This is a genomic window from Actinomadura spongiicola (assembly GCF_003432485.1).
GTDB lineage: Bacteria > Actinomycetota > Actinomycetes > Streptosporangiales > Streptosporangiaceae > Spirillospora > Spirillospora spongiicola.
On sequence record NZ_QVNQ01000005.1, the window covers coordinates 126,693 to 143,704 of the forward strand.

At 72.8% G+C, this 17,012-nt stretch carries 14 protein-coding genes; 11 read left to right on the forward strand and 3 right to left on the reverse strand.

Going from position 1 to position 17,012, the window contains the following annotated elements; translation table 11 throughout:
• Nucleotides 1-300: 300 nt before the first annotated feature.
• Complete coding sequence (locus D0T12_RS17075) at nt 301-1,101, reverse strand: SAM-dependent methyltransferase (protein ID WP_117400602.1); 801 nt, start codon at nt 1,099-1,101, stop codon at nt 301-303.
• Nucleotides 1,102-1,201: 100 nt separating this feature from the next.
• On the opposite strand from D0T12_RS17075, the gene D0T12_RS17080 reads away from it, so the two are divergent.
• On the forward strand, nt 1,202-2,830 hold the full coding sequence (locus D0T12_RS17080; protein ID WP_117400603.1) for a SpoIIE family protein phosphatase: 1,629 nt from the start codon (nt 1,202-1,204) through the stop codon (nt 2,828-2,830).
• A 431-nt stretch (nt 2,831-3,261) separates the two neighbouring features.
• Here D0T12_RS17080 and D0T12_RS17085 read toward each other — a convergent pair whose 3' ends face one another.
• Complete coding sequence (locus D0T12_RS17085) at nt 3,262-4,593, reverse strand: DUF2252 domain-containing protein (RefSeq protein WP_117400604.1); 1,332 nt, start codon at nt 4,591-4,593, stop codon at nt 3,262-3,264.
• Nucleotides 4,594-4,642: 49 nt separating this feature from the next.
• A complete protein-coding gene (kdd, locus tag D0T12_RS17090) occupies nt 4,643-5,725 on the reverse strand; it encodes an L-erythro-3,5-diaminohexanoate dehydrogenase (RefSeq protein ID WP_233526124.1) in 1,083 nt (360 codons plus the stop codon).
• Between the two features lie 123 nt (nt 5,726-5,848).
• On the opposite strand from kdd, the gene D0T12_RS17095 reads away from it, so the two are divergent.
• The 10 genes from D0T12_RS17095 to D0T12_RS17140 all read left to right on the forward strand — a co-directional run bounded on the left by D0T12_RS17095 (nt 5,849) and on the right by D0T12_RS17140 (nt 16,998).
• Entirely contained in the window at nt 5,849-7,234 is a 1,386-nt protein-coding gene (locus D0T12_RS17095; protein ID WP_117400605.1) for a KamA family radical SAM protein, read from the forward strand.
• A 63-nt stretch (nt 7,235-7,297) separates the two neighbouring features.
• Nucleotides 7,298-8,482, forward strand: a complete 1,185-nt coding sequence (locus D0T12_RS17100; RefSeq protein WP_117400606.1) for a cytochrome P450 — start codon at nt 7,298-7,300, stop codon at nt 8,480-8,482.
• A gap of 25 nt (nt 8,483-8,507) precedes the next feature.
• On the forward strand, nt 8,508-9,581 hold the full coding sequence (locus tag D0T12_RS17105) for a DUF3616 domain-containing protein (protein WP_117400607.1): 1,074 nt from the start codon (nt 8,508-8,510) through the stop codon (nt 9,579-9,581).
• Nucleotides 9,582-9,687: 106 nt separating this feature from the next.
• Nucleotides 9,688-10,227 (forward strand): DUF1707 and FHA domain-containing protein, encoded by a 540-nt coding sequence (locus D0T12_RS17110; RefSeq protein ID WP_117400608.1) that lies wholly within the window; start codon nt 9,688-9,690, stop codon nt 10,225-10,227.
• Nucleotides 10,228-10,305: 78 nt separating this feature from the next.
• On the forward strand, nt 10,306-11,568 hold the full coding sequence (locus D0T12_RS17115) for an ROK family transcriptional regulator (protein WP_117400609.1): 1,263 nt from the start codon (nt 10,306-10,308) through the stop codon (nt 11,566-11,568).
• 39 nt (nt 11,569-11,607) lie between these two features.
• A complete protein-coding gene (locus D0T12_RS17120) occupies nt 11,608-12,936 on the forward strand; it encodes an ABC transporter substrate-binding protein (protein WP_199487513.1) in 1,329 nt (442 codons plus the stop codon).
• Between the two features lie 3 nt (nt 12,937-12,939).
• A complete protein-coding gene (locus tag D0T12_RS17125) occupies nt 12,940-13,920 on the forward strand; it encodes a carbohydrate ABC transporter permease (RefSeq protein ID WP_233526125.1) in 981 nt (326 codons plus the stop codon).
• On the forward strand, nt 13,917-14,747 hold the full coding sequence (locus D0T12_RS17130; protein WP_117400610.1) for a carbohydrate ABC transporter permease: 831 nt from the start codon (nt 13,917-13,919) through the stop codon (nt 14,745-14,747). Before D0T12_RS17125 ends, D0T12_RS17130 begins: the two co-directional genes overlap by 4 nt.
• On the forward strand, nt 14,744-16,000 hold the full coding sequence (locus tag D0T12_RS17135) for a 6-phospho-beta-glucosidase (protein ID WP_117400611.1): 1,257 nt from the start codon (nt 14,744-14,746) through the stop codon (nt 15,998-16,000). The genes D0T12_RS17130 and D0T12_RS17135 overlap by 4 nt, the downstream gene beginning before the upstream one ends.
• Nucleotides 16,000-16,998, forward strand: coding sequence for an N-acetylglucosamine kinase (locus tag D0T12_RS17140; protein ID WP_199487557.1), 999 nt, complete (start codon nt 16,000-16,002; stop codon nt 16,996-16,998). Before D0T12_RS17135 ends, D0T12_RS17140 begins: the two co-directional genes overlap by 1 nt.
• The last annotated feature ends 14 nt before the right edge of the window (nt 16,999-17,012 follow it).

The window sequence follows — 17,012 nt, forward strand, 5'->3', positions numbered from 1 at the left end:
AGACGGGCACCGGCGCGCGCACGGGATCCCGCACCGCCCGGCGACGGCGCTCTACGCGCCCGGGGACACGCACGGGGGCGCACAGGGAGACGCGCATCGGAACGCGCACGGAGAGGTGCACGGAGAGGTGCACGGAGAGGTGCACGGAGAGGTGCACGGAGAGGTGCACGGAGAGGTGCACGGGCATGTGCACGCTACAGGCACGGACCTGCGGACAGAGAGACGCACGGGAACGCACACCCGCTTGCGCACAGAGACGCGCACCGGCATGCGGGGGCGGGACATGTGCGGGGGCGGGGGTTAGGGGTGGTGGGCTACGCCGCCGAGCATCAGGGAGTGTTCGGGGTCGGGGGTGGGGGTGCCGTCGTCCGGGCGCCAGGTCGGTAGGTACACCAGGCCGGGGTCGAGGAGGTCCCAGCCGTCGAAGAAGCGGAGGATCTCGGCTTGCGAGCGCGCTACCGCGGGGGAGCTCGCCCGGTCGTACAGGCGGCCGATCGCGGCGGTCTTTCCCGGCTGCGTCTCGTGGGTCAGGTGGGAGATCACCAGGTGGCTGCCGGGCGCGCACGCGTCTCGGAGCGCCGCGACGATCGAGCCCGGATCCTCCTCGTCCTTGACCAGGTGCAGCGCCGCGACGAGGAGGAACGCGACCGGTTCGGACAGGTCGATGAGGTTCCGCAGCGTCGGGTCGGCGAGCAGGTCCGCGGGACGCCGCAGGTCGGCGTGCAGGACCGCGACCCGGTCGTCGCCCGTCAGGAGGGCGCGGCCGTGCGCGACGGCGACGTCCTCGTTGTCGACGTACACCACCCGCGTGGCCGGGTCGACGTCCCGCGCGACCTCGTGCACGTTCCCCTGTGTCGGGATGCCGGAGCCGAGGTCGACGAACTGCCTGACACCGGCCTCGGCGACCGCGCGGACCGCGCGCCGCAGGAACGCCCGGTTCGCTCGGGCGAGCTCCCGCGCCCGCGGTTCGACGCGTAGGAGGCCGGTCGCCAGCTCACGATCGGACGCGAAATTGTGGTCACCGCCGAGCAAGAAGTCATAAACCCGTGCGACGCTGGGTTTTCGACAGTCGACTTCGGGTGGAGTCCACTCAAAGCCCATGCATCCGTCTCCCTCTGACCGGGGGGCGCCGTCCGCGCAGGGATCTCAGCGTAACCCGGTTCCGCGCGGGCGAGCCCGGCCCACGGAACGGTGAACGCCGATGTCCGAACGACCGCCGCCGCGGGCGGCGCCGGTGACCGTCCTGCTGACCTCGGACGGCAGGATCACCGGGTGGAGCGAGGGCGCCGCGCGGTTGTTCGGCCGCGGCCCCGGCGAGGCGGTCGGGGCCCCGGTCACCGACCTTTTCGGCGAGCCGCCGGGCGGGCCGACCGCCGAGCAGCTCGTGGCCGCTTTCGGCCACGCCGCCGAGGGGCGGCCCTGGTCCGGGGTGCTGCCGCCCGCGGGCGACGGCCCCGCGGCGGATGGGGGCCTGTCGGTGTCGTGCGAGCCGATGACCGTCCAGGACGGCGGTGTCGCCGTCGCGCTCACCGTGACACCGCCGTGGGCGGGACGGTTGGAACTGCTCAGCGAGGCCGGCCGCCGCATCGGCTCCTCCCTGGAACTGCACCTGACGGCCCGGGAGGCCGTCGCCGTCACCGTCCCCCGGTTCGCCGACGCCGGAGCCGTCTACGTGCTCGAGCGGCTGCTCGCCGACGACGACCGGCCCACGGCCGAGGTCGACGGGTCGGTGGTCGTGCGGCGCCTGTCCATCGTGTTCGCCGATGACGACCCGCGTGGCTGGGCCCGCGAGTTCCCCGTCAACGAGGTGATCGTCTACCCGCCGACGACGCCGTACGCGCGGTGCCTGGCCACCGGGCGCATGGTCGAGTTCGGCGGCGACGCCGTCCAGGACACCCTCGCGCACCGCACCGGCCGCCTCATCGACGGGCTCCTCGACCATGTCTCGCTGCTGGCGGTGCCGCTGGTGGCGCGGGGCCGCGCCCTCGGGTTCGCGGTGTTCAGCCGCAAACGCGGCCGTCCGCCGTTCGCCGCCGCCGACGCCGCGCTGGCCGCCGAGCTCGCCGCGCGGACGGCGACGTGCATCGACAACGCCTGCCTGTACCGCCGCGAGCACCGCACCGCCACGGCGTTGAAGGCGAGCCTGGTGCCCGCCGCGGTCACCGCGCCGCCCGGCCTGGAGATCGCGCACCGGTACCTGCCGGCGGGCAGCGGCGTCGGCGGCGACTGGTACGACGTGGTGCCGCTGCCCGACGGCCAGATCGCCGTGGTGGTCGGCGACTCGGTCGGCCACGGCGTCACCGCCGCCGCGGCGATGGGTCAGTTGCGGGTCGCCGCGCACACCCTGGCGGGCTGCGGCTTCCCGCCCGCCGTGGTCCTGGAACGCCTCGACGCGATCGCGCAGGACCTGCACGCCGCCCAGTTCGCCACCTGCCTGTGCCTGGTGTGCGACCCCGCGACCCGCTATTGCGAGGTGGCGTGCGCCGGTCATCCCCCACCGCTGCTGACCCTCCCGGACGGGACGGTCCGGCGCTTCGCCGTCCCGCAAGGCCTCCCGCTCGGCGTGTCCGACCGGGCGCATCCGGCCGAGTACGAGCAGGTCCCGGCGGCCATCCCGCCGGGCGCGACCCTCGCCCTCTACACCGACGGGCTGGTGGAGAGCCGCCGGCGCAACGTCGACGAGGGCATCGCGCGGCTGGCGTCCGCGCTGGTCGCCTCCCAGGCCGGCACGTTGGAAGAGACCGCCGACGGTGTGCTGAACCTGCTGTCCGACCAGTGCGGGAACGACGACATCGCGCTGCTGCTGATCCGCGCGGCCCGACCGTCCTGACCCCGGCCCAACCCACCGGTCTCCTTCGGCGCCCCACTCTGTGGTTGCGGTGCGCCGGCGTCAGGTGCTGGTTGTGATGTGGGGACTGGCCGCTGACCCGCGGGTTGTGTGCTTCAGGGCGGTGCGGCCGGCCCCGCCCGGAGTTCGGCAGGGCCGGGTCACGGGTCGGCCTCCTCGTGGATTCTGGGCAGTGGTCCGCCCGGTCTCTACAGCCCCGGGATCTGGTGGCGAAGCACGTCGACGAAGTAGGAGGCGTCGCGCCACTCTGTGGTTGCGGTGCCCCCGCGTCGAGTGCTGGTTGTGATGTGGGGCCTGGACGCTGACTTGTGGGTGGTGTTGCCGGGCGGTGCGGCCGGCCCCACCCGGAGTTCGGCAGGGCCGGTAGCGGGGTCGGCCTCCTCGTGGATTCTGGGCTCGGGTCCGCCTGTTTCTTACAGGCCGGGGATCTGGTGGTTGCGGAACGCGTCGACGAAGTAGGTGTGGTCGTCGCGGACGATCTCGGCGTAGCGGGTGCCGAACGCGGCCATGGCCTCGACGAAACGTGACTCGTCCGGGCCGATGACCGCGTCGATGGCGTCCTCGACCTGGAAGCCGACGAGGGTGTGGTCGGAGTCGGAGTCCGACACACAGTGCACCTTCGCGGTGGCGCGGCCCAGGTCGTCCAGCAGCGACACCATCTCGTCCGGCTCGGTGAGACCGCTCCAGTCGAGGTCCTCCTCGTACGGGGACAGCTCCTGAACGACGTAGCCGACGCCGTCGATCTGGGTGTGGCCGAGCCACGGGTCGCTGTTGGCCTGCAGGGCGCGGCGGGACACGGCCGTGCGGTGACCGTGGTCGCGGAAGTACTCGCGGATGCGGGGGTCGTCGACGACGCGGCTGGGGGCGGCGACGTTGCCCTGCTTCATCGACAGGACGACGTCGTTCTCCAGGGCCTGGGTGCTGCCCTCCACCAGGATGTTGTACGCCGACAGCCCGGCCGAGCCGATGCCGAAGCCCGAGGCGCCGACGATGTCCTTGATCTGGTAGGTGAGGCTGCCGAAGCGCTTGTCGACGGGGATGGTGGTCAGGTATTCGCGGTAGGCGGCCTCGACGGAGGCGCGCTCGTCGTCGCCGAGGCGGCGGACGCCGGGACGGTCGCGGAACCGGCGCTCGGAGCCCTCCACGACCGTCATGCCGTCCAGCAGCCCGATCCGCGTGCCGCCCATCGCGGCGACCAGCACGTCCCGGACGTACCCGTCGGCGGTGTCGAGCGTCAACGCGAACCGCTCGTCGCCCTCGTGCGCCGCGAACCGGCGGACCTGGTCGACGTAGGCGCGGACGTAGGTCTCGATGAGACGGCGGATGTCGGCGTCGGAGATCGCCTTCTGCCAGGCCAGCAGCGCCACGCTCGCCACGAGCCGCTTGACGTCCCAGGTGAAGTGACCGACGTAGGCCTCGTCGTAGTCGTTGACGTCGAAGACGAACACGCCGTCGTCGTTCATGTACGTGCCGAAGTTCTGCGCGTGCAGGTCACCCTGGATCCACACGCGGGAGGTGCGCTCGTCGGCCCACGGGTCCTCGTCGTCGACGACGTCGGCGTAGAACAGGCAGGCGCTGCCCCGGTAGAACGCGAACGGGTCGGAGGCCATCTTCCGGAAGCGGCGGCGGAACTCGGCGGGGCTGCGCTCCATCAGGTCCGAGAACGCGTCGACGAGGACGTCGACGATCTGCGCCTGGCGTTCCTTCGGGTCCCGCCCGCGCAGGTCCTCGATGATGCTCCCCATGCTGTCTCCCTCGTGTTCCGGTCCCCGGCCGCGTCCCGGGCATTGCCGGTCATTCTGCCGAATCGTCCCCGGTCCGGGAGGTGAACAACGCGCGGACGGCGGGTTCCGACCGCACCAGATCCAGCGCCATCGCGGCGTGCCCGGGGACGTAGCCGTTCCCGATGAGCATCGTCACGTCGGCGGCGAGGCCCTCGGCCCCCAGCGCGGCGGCGGGGAACGACGTCGCCATCGAGAAGAACACGACGGTGCCGCCGGCCGCGGTCGCGAGGATCGCGCCGTGCTCGCAGCCCGGCACGTCCACGCACACGACGGTGACGTCCACGGGCCCGCCGTGCGCGTCCCCGACCGCGGCGGCGACGGCGACGGGGTCGCGGGCGTCGGCGCGGACGACGGTGTCGGCGAGGCCCGACGCGGCGAGCCGTTCCTCCTCCTCGGCGGTGGGCACGAGCCCGACCAGGCGGGACGCCCCGGCGCGGCGGGCCGCGGCCAGCGACAGGCAGCCGCTCTTCCCGGCGGCGCCCAGCACCGCCACGGCGGGCCCGTCGGCGCGGCTCCCTCGACGGGACGCGACGACCCGGTGGGTGAGGGCGGGGGCGCCGCACACGTCCATGACGGCGAGGGCCAGCGGCACGGGCAGGTCGCCGGGGAGGACGGCGGCGATGGACCGGGCGAACAGGATCGCGTGGCCCTCGGCGGGCACCTGCTCCGACAGGCCGTTCCAACGCGCCAGCCCGTCGGTGACGGCGAGCGGCGTCAGGGTGAGGGACACCAGGGTCGCGACGCGGTCGCCGCGCCGCAGGCCGAGCGGCGAGTCCGGCCCGGCCTCGTCGACGACGCCGACGAGCATGCCGCCCGACCCGGTCACCGGGTTGTGCATCTTGCCGCGCTCGGCGACGATCCGCAGCACCTCGGCGCGGATCGCGTCCGGGTCGCCGCCGTGCGCGGTGCGCAGCTGCCGGTAGGACGCGGCGTCCAGGTTCAGCCGCTCGACCGCGACACGGACCTCGTCCGGCCGGATCCGCGGGTCGGTGTCCAGCCGCCGCGCGGCCTGCGGCAGCACGCCCGGGGGCTCCAACACCCGGTGCAGTCCCACCGCCGTCCCCACTCCGGTTCCCGTGCCGCCGTCGGTCATCTCCACCCACCCCCGTCCACGAAAGATATTCCGAACATTACTGGTTTCATCGAAATTCTTCCCGTACCGTCGGCCTTATACAAGAGTTTTACGCGATCATGTGAGGCGAGGAGAGGGTCGACGATGACCACTGCTCTGCATCCGGACGCGGGCGCCGCCGTCCCGCCCGAGGAGACCGCGCAGCCGTACGTCTACCGGCGGCGCCCCCTGGAGGAACCGGACTGGCGGCGACTGCCCGGCTGGCGGGACGTCACCCCGGCCGAATGGGAGTCGGCGCAGTGGCAGCGCGCCCACTGCGTGAAGAACGCGCGGCAGCTCCGCCGGCTCATGGGCGACCTGCTGGACGAGTCGTTCTACGCCGACCTCGAACGCGACCAGGCCGAACGCGCCACGATGTCGATGCTGCTGCCCCCGCAGATGCTCAACACGATGGACGTCTCCTCCACCGAGGCCTTCTACGCCGACCCGGTGCGCCGCTACATGCTGCCGGTGTTCAGCGACCGGCGCACCGACTGGCCGTCCCACCCCTACGCGACCCGCGACTCGCTGCACGAGGCCGAGATGTGGACGGTGGAGGGGCTCACCCACCGCTACCCCACCAAGGTGCTGGCCGAGATTCTGCCGACCTGCCCGCAGTACTGCGGGCACTGCACCCGCATGGACCTCGTCGGCAACTCCACCGCCAACGTCGACAAGCACAAGTTCACGGGCAAGCCGCCGGACCGGCTCGGCGCCATGCTCGACTACCTGCGCCGCACCCCCGGCGTCCGCGACGTCGTCGTGTCCGGCGGCGACGTCGCCAACATGCCCTGGCCCCGGCTGGAGTCGTTCGTCGCGTCCCTGCTGGACATCGAGAACATCCGCGACATCCGCCTGGCCAGCAAGGCGCTCATGGGACTGCCGCAGCACTGGCTGCAGGACGACGTCCGCGCCGGGATGGAACGCCTCGCCGCCACGGCGCACGAACGCGGCGTCCAGATCGCGATCCACACCCACGTCAACGCCGCCCAGTCGGTGACGCCGCTGGTCGCCAGGGCCGCCCGCGCGATGCTCGACACCGGCGTCCGCGACGTCCGCAACCAGGGCGTGCTGCTGCGCGGGGTGAACGACTCCCCCGCCGCCCTGCTCGACCTGTCCTTCGCGCTGCTCGACGAGGCCGCGATCATGCCGTACTACCTCTACATGTGCGACATGATCCCCTACAGCGAGCACTGGCGGCTGGCGGTCTGGGAGGCGCAGGAGCTCCAGCACGCGATCATGGGGTACCTGCCCGGTTTCGCGACCCCGCGGATCGTGTGCGACGTCCCCTACGTCGGCAAACGCTGGGTGCACCAGCTCGCCGGCTACGACCGTGAACGCGGCGTCTCCTACTGGACGAAGAACTACCGCACCGGACTGGAGGCCGCCGACCCGGACGCCCTCACCCGTCGGTACGAGTACCACGACCCGATCTATACGTTGCCGGAGCGAGGCCGTGCCTGGTGGCGGGAACAGGCCGAGGCCGCATGAACGATCGCCTACCGGCCGCCGCCTTTACATTGTAGATCACGAGCGGCGGCTAGGGTCGGAGAGATGACCCGCGACCCGGCCCGCCGGTTCCCGCTCGGCGCGGCCGTCACGGCGGCCGCCCTGGAGGACGACCCGCACCCGCACCTGGCGCGGCTGCGGTCGCGCGAACCGGTCTCCTGGCTCCCCGCCCTCGGCGGCTGGCTGGTGACCTCACGCGCCCTGGCACTGGAGGTGCTGCGGGACGCCGACGCGTTCACCGTGGACGACCCGCGCTTCTCCACCGCCCAGGTCGTCGGGCCGAGCATGCTGTCGCTGGACGGGCCCGCCCACGCCCGCCACCGGGACCCGTTCGCGCGCCCGTTCCGACCGGCGCCGACCCGCGAACGGTTCACCGCCTTCGTCGAGACCGAGACCGCCCGGCTCGTCGACGGGCTCGCGCCGGCGGGCCACGCCGAGCTGCGCGGCGACCTGGCCGGACCGCTGGCCGTCACGGTCGTCACCGAGGCCTTGGGGCTGGACGGCGTCGACGCCGCCACCGTCCGGTCCTGGTACGGGGCGTTCGTCGAGGCCGTCTCCGCGATCACGGCGGGCGGGTCCGCGCCGCCCCGCGCCGACGCCGCGTACCGGCTGCTCCGCGCGGCCGTCCAGGACGCGATCGGCGCGTCCCGGCCCGGCTCGCTCCTGGCCCACGCCGCCCGGGACGAGGCCGGGCTGACCGCGGACGAGGTCGTCGCGAACACCGCGGTCCTGATGTTCGGCGGCATCGACACCACCGAAGGCATGATCGCCAACGCGGTGCTGCACCTGCTCGGGCATCCCGACCAACTCCGGCTCGTGCTCGCCGACCGGAACCTGCTGCCCAACGCCGTGGAGGAGTCACTGCGGCTGGAACCCTCCGCCTCCGTCGTCGACCGGTACGCCACCCGTGACACCGAAATCGCCGGAACGCCCGTGCGCGCCGGTGACCTGGTCCGCGTGTCGCTCGCCGCCGCCAACCGCGACCCGGCCGTGTTCCCCGACCCCGACCGCTTCGACGTGCGGCGCCGTAACGCCGCCGACCACCTGGCGTTCGCCCGCGGACCGCACTTCTGCTTCGGCGCCCACCTCGCCGGGTTGGAGGCCCGGGTCGCCGTCACCGCCCTCTTGGAGCGGCTGCCGGGGCTGCGGCTCGACCCGTCCCGCCCGGCACGGCCGCGCGGCCTGGTGTTCCGCAGGCCGCCGTACCTGCACGTCCGGTGGGACGCCTGACCACGCCATATGGGAACATGCCCCAATGATCGTGGAACGCCGGGTCACACTGCGCTTCGGGCTGGAGAGCCGTGAGGCGGAGACGCACACCAACCTGTCCGCCGTGCGCCAGGACGGCCGCTGCCTGTGGGTGGCGGGCGACGAGACGGCCACCATCGAGCGGTTGACCGCCACCGTGGACGGCGACGGTCATGTCACCGGCTACGAGGCCCAGACCACGGTCGCGCTCGCCGACCTCGTCCCGCTGCCCGCCGGGCGCGACGAGGAGGCCGACATCGAGGGGCTGGCACGCGCCGGCGGCTGGCTGTGGGCGGTCGGCTCGCACAGCCTCAAACGCAAGAAGATCAAGCCGGGGCAGAGCGACGCCAAGTCCCGTAAGCGGCTGGCCACCGTCGTCCGCGAGGACAACCGCTACATCCTCGTCCGGCTGCCGCTGGTCACCGGCGACGACGGGCTCCCCCGCGTCGTCGCCGAGGACGGCGACCGCACCGCCGCCGTCCTCGGCCTGGACGAGGACTCCCTCACCGACCTGCTCGCCGACGACCCGCACCTCGCGCCGTTCCTGTCCATCCCGAGCAAGGACAACGGCATCGACATCGAGGGCATCGCCGCGCACGGCGACCGCCTCTACATCGGGTTGCGCGGGCCGGTGCTGCGCGGCTGGGCGGTGCTGGTGGAGATACGTCCCGGCACCCATCCGAACGATTCGCGGCGATTGCGGGCCCTGCCCCTCGACGGCGGCAAGGACCTCTACCGCACCCACTTCCTGGACCTGCGGGGTCTCGGCATCCGCGACCTGTGCCCGCACGGCGACGACCTGCTCGTCCTCACCGGCCCCAGCATGGACCTGGACGGTCCCGTGCAGGTGGTGCGGTGGCGGGGCGCCGCCACGGCCGACGCGGCCGAGATCGTCACCTCCGACGAGCTGGAGGTGCTGGGTGACCTGCCCTACGGCGACGGCGACGACCACGCCGAGGGCATCGCGGTCCTGGACGAGGGTCCGGGCACCCGCCTGCTGGTCGTCTACGACAGCCCGTCCCCGGAGCGGCTGACCCCGGACGGCGGCGTCGTCGCCGACGTGGTGTCCTTCACCGGGTGAACCGGCCCCGACTCCCCCGCCGCGAACATTCGCGGGGGGCACGGCGTCCAAGCGAGGGAACGGCCATTTCTGGACAGCCGATGATGGGGACTGGATACTCACGACTATGGACGGTCAGCCCTCGTTCCCGGTGAGAGCGTCCGACGTGGAACGGGACCGGGTGCTGCGCGTCCTCGGCGAACGCGTCGCCGAGGGCCGGATGTCGAACGAGACTTTCGAGCGCCGCGTCGACCAGGTGTTGCGGGCCCGCAGCCGCGCGGAACTGGCCGACATCGTGCACGACCTGCCGACCGGCAACCGCGTGCTGAACCGGCTGACCGGCATCGTCTCCTCGGTGTCGCAGGTCACGGCGCGGTTCGAGGCGGCGTGGCGGGCGCCGCGGCTGCCGCGGTTCACGCTGCCGCCGGCCCATCTGAAGCGGATCGTCGTCGGCCGCGCCCCCGGCTGCCAGTTCGTCCTCACCGACCTCACCGTCTCGCGGTTCCACGCCGAGATCTACCACGCCGACGAGGGCTGGATGATCTCTGACCTGGGGTCGATGAACGGCACGCGCGTGAACGGGTGGCGGCTGACGGGCCCGGCCCGCGTGCGGCCCGGCGACGAGGTCGGATTCGGGAACTGCACCTTCGTCGTCGCCGCTCCCTGAACCCGGGTGTTGACGTAACCGTTAAGAGTCCTTACTTTTCCCTCCAAGTTAGGAAACCTTCTTAACGGAGCCGCCGACGTGTCCGTGCCCGTCCCCGGGACGCCCAGCCTGCTGCGCGCGATCAACGACCGCGCGGCGCTGGAGGCGTTGCTGGACCGGGGGCCGCTGACCCGCCCGCAGATCTCCGACCTCACCGGCATCTCCAAGCCGACCGCCTCGCAGTTATTGGCCCGGCTGGAGGCGGCCGGGCTCGTCGTCCGGGACGGCATCAGGGAGGGGCTGCCCGGCCGCACCGCCGAGCTGTACCGGATCAACGGGTCCGCCGCGCACGTCGCGGGCGCCGACGTCACCCCGGCGCGGATCCGGGTCAGCGTCGCCGACCTGGCCGGCACGGTCGTCGGCGAGCACACGCTCCCGACGCCCGAACGGGCCCGCGTGAACGTGGTGGCCCGCATGGCGGCCGCGCTGGACGGCGCCACGGCCGCGGCCGGGCGGGGCCGCGCCGGGCTCTGCCGCGTCGTCATCGGCATCCAGGGCGCGGTCGACCCCGCGACGGGACGGCTCGGATACGCCTCCCACATCCCCGGCTGGCACATCCCCGACCTGGTCGCCACGCTCAGCGACGGCCTCGGCGTGCGGGTGGCGATCGAGAACGACGTCAACCTCGCCGCGCTCGCCGAACGCGCCCGCGGGCAGGCCGCCGGGGACGGGGACTTCGTGCTGCTGTGGGTCGCCGACGGCGTCGGGATGGCCGTCGTGCTGAACGGCACCCTGCACCGCGGCGCGACCGGCGGCGCGGGCGAGATCGGCTACATGCCCACCGTCGGCGCCCCCCTCATGCGGGACGTTCGCCGCACCCACACCGGCGGCGTGCACAGCCTCACCGGCGGCGCGGCCGTGCTGAGGCTGATGCGCGAGCACGGGTTCCGCGGCCGCGACGCCGCCACCGCCCTGCGCCGCGCCGCCGCCGACGTCGGCGCCGCCTGGTCGGCCGGCACCGGTTCCGGCACGGGGTCCGGCACGGCGTCCGGGACGCGCGCCGCCGCCGACGCGGGGGCCCGCGCGGAACGGGCCCTCACCGAACTGGCCACCCGGCTCGGCGTCACCCTGGCCACCGTCGTGGCCGTCCTCGACCCCGCCCTCGTCGTGCTCACCGGCGACGTCCTGCTCGCGGGAGGCGAACCGTTGCGCGCCCGCGTCGAGCAGCACCTGCACAGCCTGACGATTCCGCGTCCCCGGGTGCGGCTCAGCACCGTCCAGGGCAACCCCGTCCTGGCCGGCGCGCTCCAGCAGGCGCTCCTGGAGACACGCGAGGAGATCTTCTCCAGCACCGTTCCCTGACGACCGAGATCGGACCTCACCTCCCGAAGGAGAACCGGAGTGCCCCCCACCACCATCACGCGCCGGGTCGCGGTGGCCCTGACCGCCGCCGCGCTCGGCCTCACCGCGGCCTGCACCGCCGGCGGCGACTCGTCGGGCGAAGGCCCCAAGTCCGACGAGAAGCAGACGATCGAGGTCTGGCACGGCTGGAGCGCCGCGCACGAGGTGAAGGCGTTCCAGGACGCCGTCGCCGGCTTCAACAAGGTCCACCCCAACATCACCGTCAAGCTCGTGTCGGGCCAGACCGACGAGCGGATCACCAACGCCATCCGCGGCGGGAACCCGCCCGACGTGGTGTCGTCCTTCACCACCGACAGCGTCGGGCAGTGGTGCAAGAGCGGCGCCTGGCAGAACCTCGCGCCCTACATCGCCAAGTCGAAGGTGGACCTGAACATCTTCCCCCAGGCGGTGCGCAAGTACACCGAGTACCAGGGCGTCCGGTGCGCGATGCCGCTGCTGGCCGACGCGTACGGGCTCTACTACAACAAGGACCTGATGAAGGGCGAGCAGCCGCCCAAGACGATGAGCGAGCTGACCGCGCTGGCCAAGAAGCTCACCGTCCGCGACCCGGACGGCACCATCAAGGTCGCGGGGTTCATCCCGTCCGCCCAGTACTACGAGCACCAGGTCCAGCACCTCGCCCCGCCGTTCGGGGTGACGTGGCTGACCGCGGACGGCAAGGCCAACTTCGCCTCCGACCCCGCCTTCCAGGCGTACCTGAAGTGGAACAAGGAGCTCCTCGACTGGTACGGCTACGACAACGTCAAGAAGTTCCTGCGCTCGCTGGGCCAGGAGTTCGAGGCGGCCAACCCCTTCCAGAAGGGGCAGGTGGCGATGGCCATCGACGGTGAGTGGCGCACCAAGTTCATCGAGAAGGAGGCGCCGAAGCTGAACTACGGCACGGCGCCGTCCCCGGTCGCCGACGACAAGCAGTCGACGTACGGCGGCGGCTTCATCGCCGGCACCGTCATCGGGATCCCGCGCGGCGCCAAGCACGCCCAGGCCGCCTGGGAGTTCGTCCGCTACCTCACCACCGAGACCGGCGCGCTGGTCACGCTGTCCAACGGGCTGGGGAACGTGCCGTCCACCGTCCCGGCGCTGGCGTCGCCGGACCTGAAGCTGCCGCCGCAGTTCCAGACGTTCCTGAGCGCCTTCAAGCACCCCGCCAGCACCACCACGCCGCCGACGCCGAACGGCAACGACTACATCGTGCGGTTCCAGAAGTTCGTCCAGGACGAGTGGGAGCCCGGCAAGGTCGGCGACCTCGGCGCGGCGCTCACCAAGCTCGACCGCGAGGTCAACGACGCGTTGAAGCTCGCCGGGGGCTGACCGGTGGCATTCGGCTCCCTGCGCCTGCCCTTCACCGGCGGGACGCGGACCGGCACGGCGGCGGCGCGGGCGCGCCGCCGCCGGCGGCTCCGCGTCCTGGTGTTCCTGTCCCCGTGGCTGGTCGGGTTCGCGATCTTCTTCGCCTACCCGCTGGCCGCCACCGTCTACTTCTCCTTCACCCGCTACAACCTGTTCACCCTGGAGTACGTCGGGTGGGACAACTACACCTACCTGCTGAACGACGGCCAGGCGTGGACGGCGATGAGGAACACGCTGTGGCTGGTGGCCGTCCTGGTCCCGCTGCGGGTGCTGTTCGGCCTCGGCGTCGCGCAGCTCCTCACCAAGATCAAGACGGGTGGGGGCGTGCTCCGCTCGATCTTCTACCTGCCGTACCTGATCCCGCCGGTGTCGGCCACGGTCGCGTTCGTGTTCCTGATGAACCCGGGCACCGGCCCGTTCCAGACCCTCACCGACCGCCTCGGCGTCACGCTGCCCGACTTCTTCAACGAGGCCGCCTGGGCCAAGCCCGGCCTCACCCTCCTCGGTCTCTGGGCCGTCGGCGACGTCATGATCATCATGTTGGCGGCGCTGCTGAACGTGCCGCGGTCGCTGTACGAGGCCGCGGCCATCGACGGGGCGGGCGCCTGGTCCCGGTTCCGGCACATCACGCTGCCGACCGTCTCGCCCGTCCTGGCGTTCTGCGCGGTCACCGGCGTCATCGAGACGTTGCAGTACTTCACGCAGGCGATGGTGGCGGGGAAGGTCGCCTCCGGACGCGCCGACCTGCCGGGCACCCAGTACACGCCCGGCTATCCCGGCGACTCCACGCTCACGTTCCCGCAATGGCTCTACGACCAGGGGTTCCGGCAGTTCAACATGGGTTACGCGTGCGTCCTGGCGCTGCTGATGTTCGGCACGGCGATGGTGTTCACCCTCTTCCTGCTCCGCCAGTTCAAGGCCTTCGCCGGTGAGGAGGCCGCATGAGCCCCGGAACCCGGACGCGGCGGGCGCTGCTGTGGGTCGCCGTGCACGCCACCGCCGTCGCGGTCGCGCTGATGTTCCTCGCGCCGCTGCTGTTCATCACGCTGACCGCTCTGATGAGCGACCGGCAGGCGCTCAGCGACGACCTGTGGCCGGACGGCTGGCACTTCGAGAACTTCGTCGAGGTGTTCAGCGGCGACATGGTCCGCTGGACGATCAACAGCACGATGTACGCGGCCCTGTCCACGGTGTTCATGCTGGTGTCCAGCGTGCCGGTCGCCTACGCCCTGGCGCGGTTCCGCTTCCGCGGCCGCAACACCGCGCTCGTCGTGGTGATCTCGGCGATGATGCTGCCGCCGCAGGTCACGATGGTGCCGCTGTACATCGTGTGGGCCAGGCTCGACCTGACCGGCACGCTGTGGCCGCTGATCATCCCGCAGTTGTTCGGGGACGCGTTCTCCATCTTCCTGCTCCGCCAGTTCCTGGTGACGATCCCCCGCGAGTACGCCGACGCGGCCCGGGTGGACGGCTGCGGGGAGTTCCGCACGATGCTGCGCGTCATCCTGCCGATGGCCAAGCCCGCGCTGGCCGCCGTCGCGCTGTTCCAGTTCTTCTACTGCTGGAACGACTACTTCCGGCCGCTCGTCTACGCCGACCCCGACCACTGGACCCTCGCGATCGGCGTCGCGACGTTCCGCGCCGCGCACGAGGTCGAGTGGAACCTGACCATGGCGGCGACGCTGCTGACGATCCTGCCGGTCCTGATCGTGTTCTTCCTCGCCCAACGGGTGTTCATCCAGGGTGTGACGTTGACGGGAGTGAAGGGTTGAAACTGGCTGTCATCGGGGGTGGGTCCACCTACACCCCGGAACTGGTCGACGGGCTCGCGCGGTCGCACACCGCGCTGCCGGTGTCGGAGCTGGTGCTGCACGACCCGGACGCCGGGCGCCTCGACCTCGTCGGCGGCGTCGCCGCGCGGATGCTGGCACGCGCCGGGCATCCGGGCAAGGTGACCACGACCGGCGACCTCGACGCGGCCGTCGCGGACGCGACGATCGTGCTATTGCAGCTGCGCGTCGGCGGGCAGGCCGCCCGGCACGTGGACGAGACGCTTCCCCTGGAGTGCGGCTGCGTCGGCCAGGAGACGACCGGCGCGGGCGGGCTCGCCAAGGCGCTGCGGACCGTCCCGGTCGTGCTGGACGTCGCCGCCCGCGTCGCCGCCCTCGCCCCCGGCGCGTGGATCGTGGACTTCACCAACCCGGTCGGCATCGTCACCCGCGCCCTGCTCGACGCGGGCCACCGCGCCGTCGGGCTGTGCAACGTCGCGATCGGGTTCCAGCGCCGCGTGGCCGCGCTGCTGGACGTCCCGCCCGACCTGGTGAGCCTCGGCCACGCCGGGCTCAACCACCTGACCTGGGTGCGGTCGGTGCTGCTGGACGGCAGGGAGGTCCTGCCGCGGCTCCTGGCCGACCATCCGGACGACCTGGCGAAGATCTCCGGGCTGCCCGTCCCGTTCCTGCGGACGCTCGGCGCCGTCCCGTCGTACTACCTGCGGTACTTCTACGAACACGACCGCGTGGTCGAGGAGCAGCGCGGCGCGCCGTCCCGGGCCGAACAGGTCGCGGCGCTCGAACGGGACCTGCTCGACCTGTACGCCGACCCGACCCTGGACACCAAGCCCGCCCGGCTGGAGGAGCGCGGCGGCGCGTTCTACTCCGAGGCCGCCGTGCAGCTCGCGGCGTCGCTGCTGACCGGACGCGGCGACACGCAGGTCGTGAACGTCCGCAACCACGGCACGCTGCCGTTCCTGGACGACCGCGCGGTCATCGAGGTCCCGGCGCGGATCTCCTCCTCGGGGCCGGTGCCGGTGCCCGTCCCGCCGGTCGAGCCCCTGTTCGCCGGGCTGATCGCGCACGTGTCCGCCTACGAGGAGCTGGCGCTGGACGCGGCGCTGCGCGGCGGTGTCGACCGCGTCGCCGCGGCGCTGCTGGCGCACCCGCTGGTCGGGCAGACCGACGTCGCCGACCGGCTGGCCCGCGACCTGGTGGCCGCCAACCGCGCCCACCTGCCGTGGGCGGCGTGATGGCCGTTCCCGTGAGCGCGCCGGGACGCGTCCTGGTCGCCGTCGACGGCGGCAACAGCAAGACCGACGCGGCCGTGATCGGGCGCGGCGGCGAGTTGCTCGCCACCGCCCGCGGCGACGGGTTCCGCCCGCAGACCGGCGGCCTCGACGCCGCTCTCGACGCGCTGTCGTCGGTCATCGACGCGGCGCTGCGCCGCGCGGGCGCGCCGCCCGGCGAGGTCGCGCACCTGGCCGCCTACACCGCCAACGTGGACCTGCCCGGCGAGGAGGAACGCCTGGAGAAGCTGCTGCTCGGCCGGGGCGCCGCGGCGAGCGTCACCGTCGGCAACGACACGTTCGCGCTGCTGCGCAGCGCGGTGACCGCGGGCTGGGGCGTCGCCGTCGTGTGCGGCGCGGGCATCAACTGCGCGGGCGTCGCCCCCGACGGGCGCACGGCCCGGTTCCCGTCCCTCGGGCCCCACACCGGCGACTGGGGCGGCGGGTCCTCGCTCGGCCGGGAGGCGCTGTGGCACGGCATCCGCGGCGAGGACGGCCGTGGCCCCCGCACGGCGCTGACCGGCGCCGTCGCCGCCCACTTCGGGGTCGACCGCGCCGTCGACGTCGGGCTCGGCATCCATCTCGGCGAGGTCGACGAGGGCCGCCTCACCGGCCTCGCGCCCGTGCTGTTCGACGTCGCCGAGGCCGGGGACACGGTGGCGCGGGAGGTGGTGGCGCGGCTCGCCGACGAGGTCGCGGTGCTCGGGTCGGTGGCGCTGCGCCGCCTCGGGCTGCTGGACGGGGCCGCCGACGTCGTCCTCGGCGGCGGGGTCCTCGCGGCCCGGCGTCCCCTGCTGATGGACGGCGTCACCGCCCGCTACGCCGAACTCGCCCCGCGCGCCCGGCTCGTCGTCCCGGAGGATCCCCCGCTTCTCGGCGCCGCGCTGCTCGCCCTCGACCACACCGGCGCCGTGCCCGCCGCGTACGACACCCTCCGCGCCGCGTTCCGCCGGAGCCGGTGACCGTGCCGGTGACC

Bases quoted from the DNA above. Each gene is read 5' to 3' on its own strand.
- D0T12_RS17075 (WP_117400602.1), bottom strand. From the start codon at position 1,101: ATGGGCTTTGAGTGGACTCCACCCGAAGTCGACTGTCGAAAACCCAGC.
- D0T12_RS17080 (WP_117400603.1), top strand. From the start codon at position 1,202: ATGTCCGAACGACCGCCGCCGCGGGCGGCGCCGGTGACCGTCCTGCTG.
- D0T12_RS17085 (WP_117400604.1), bottom strand. From the start codon at position 4,593: ATGGGGAGCATCATCGAGGACCTGCGCGGGCGGGACCCGAAGGAACGC.
- kdd (WP_233526124.1), bottom strand. From the start codon at position 5,725: ATGACCGACGGCGGCACGGGAACCGGAGTGGGGACGGCGGTGGGACTG.
- D0T12_RS17095 (WP_117400605.1), top strand. From the start codon at position 5,849: ATGACCACTGCTCTGCATCCGGACGCGGGCGCCGCCGTCCCGCCCGAG.
- D0T12_RS17100 (WP_117400606.1), top strand. From the start codon at position 7,298: ATGACCCGCGACCCGGCCCGCCGGTTCCCGCTCGGCGCGGCCGTCACG.
- D0T12_RS17105 (WP_117400607.1), top strand. From the start codon at position 8,508: ATGATCGTGGAACGCCGGGTCACACTGCGCTTCGGGCTGGAGAGCCGT.
- D0T12_RS17110 (WP_117400608.1), top strand. From the start codon at position 9,688: ATGGACGGTCAGCCCTCGTTCCCGGTGAGAGCGTCCGACGTGGAACGG.
- D0T12_RS17130 (WP_117400610.1), top strand. From the start codon at position 13,917: ATGAGCCCCGGAACCCGGACGCGGCGGGCGCTGCTGTGGGTCGCCGTG.
- D0T12_RS17140 (WP_199487557.1), top strand. From the start codon at position 16,000: ATGGCCGTTCCCGTGAGCGCGCCGGGACGCGTCCTGGTCGCCGTCGAC.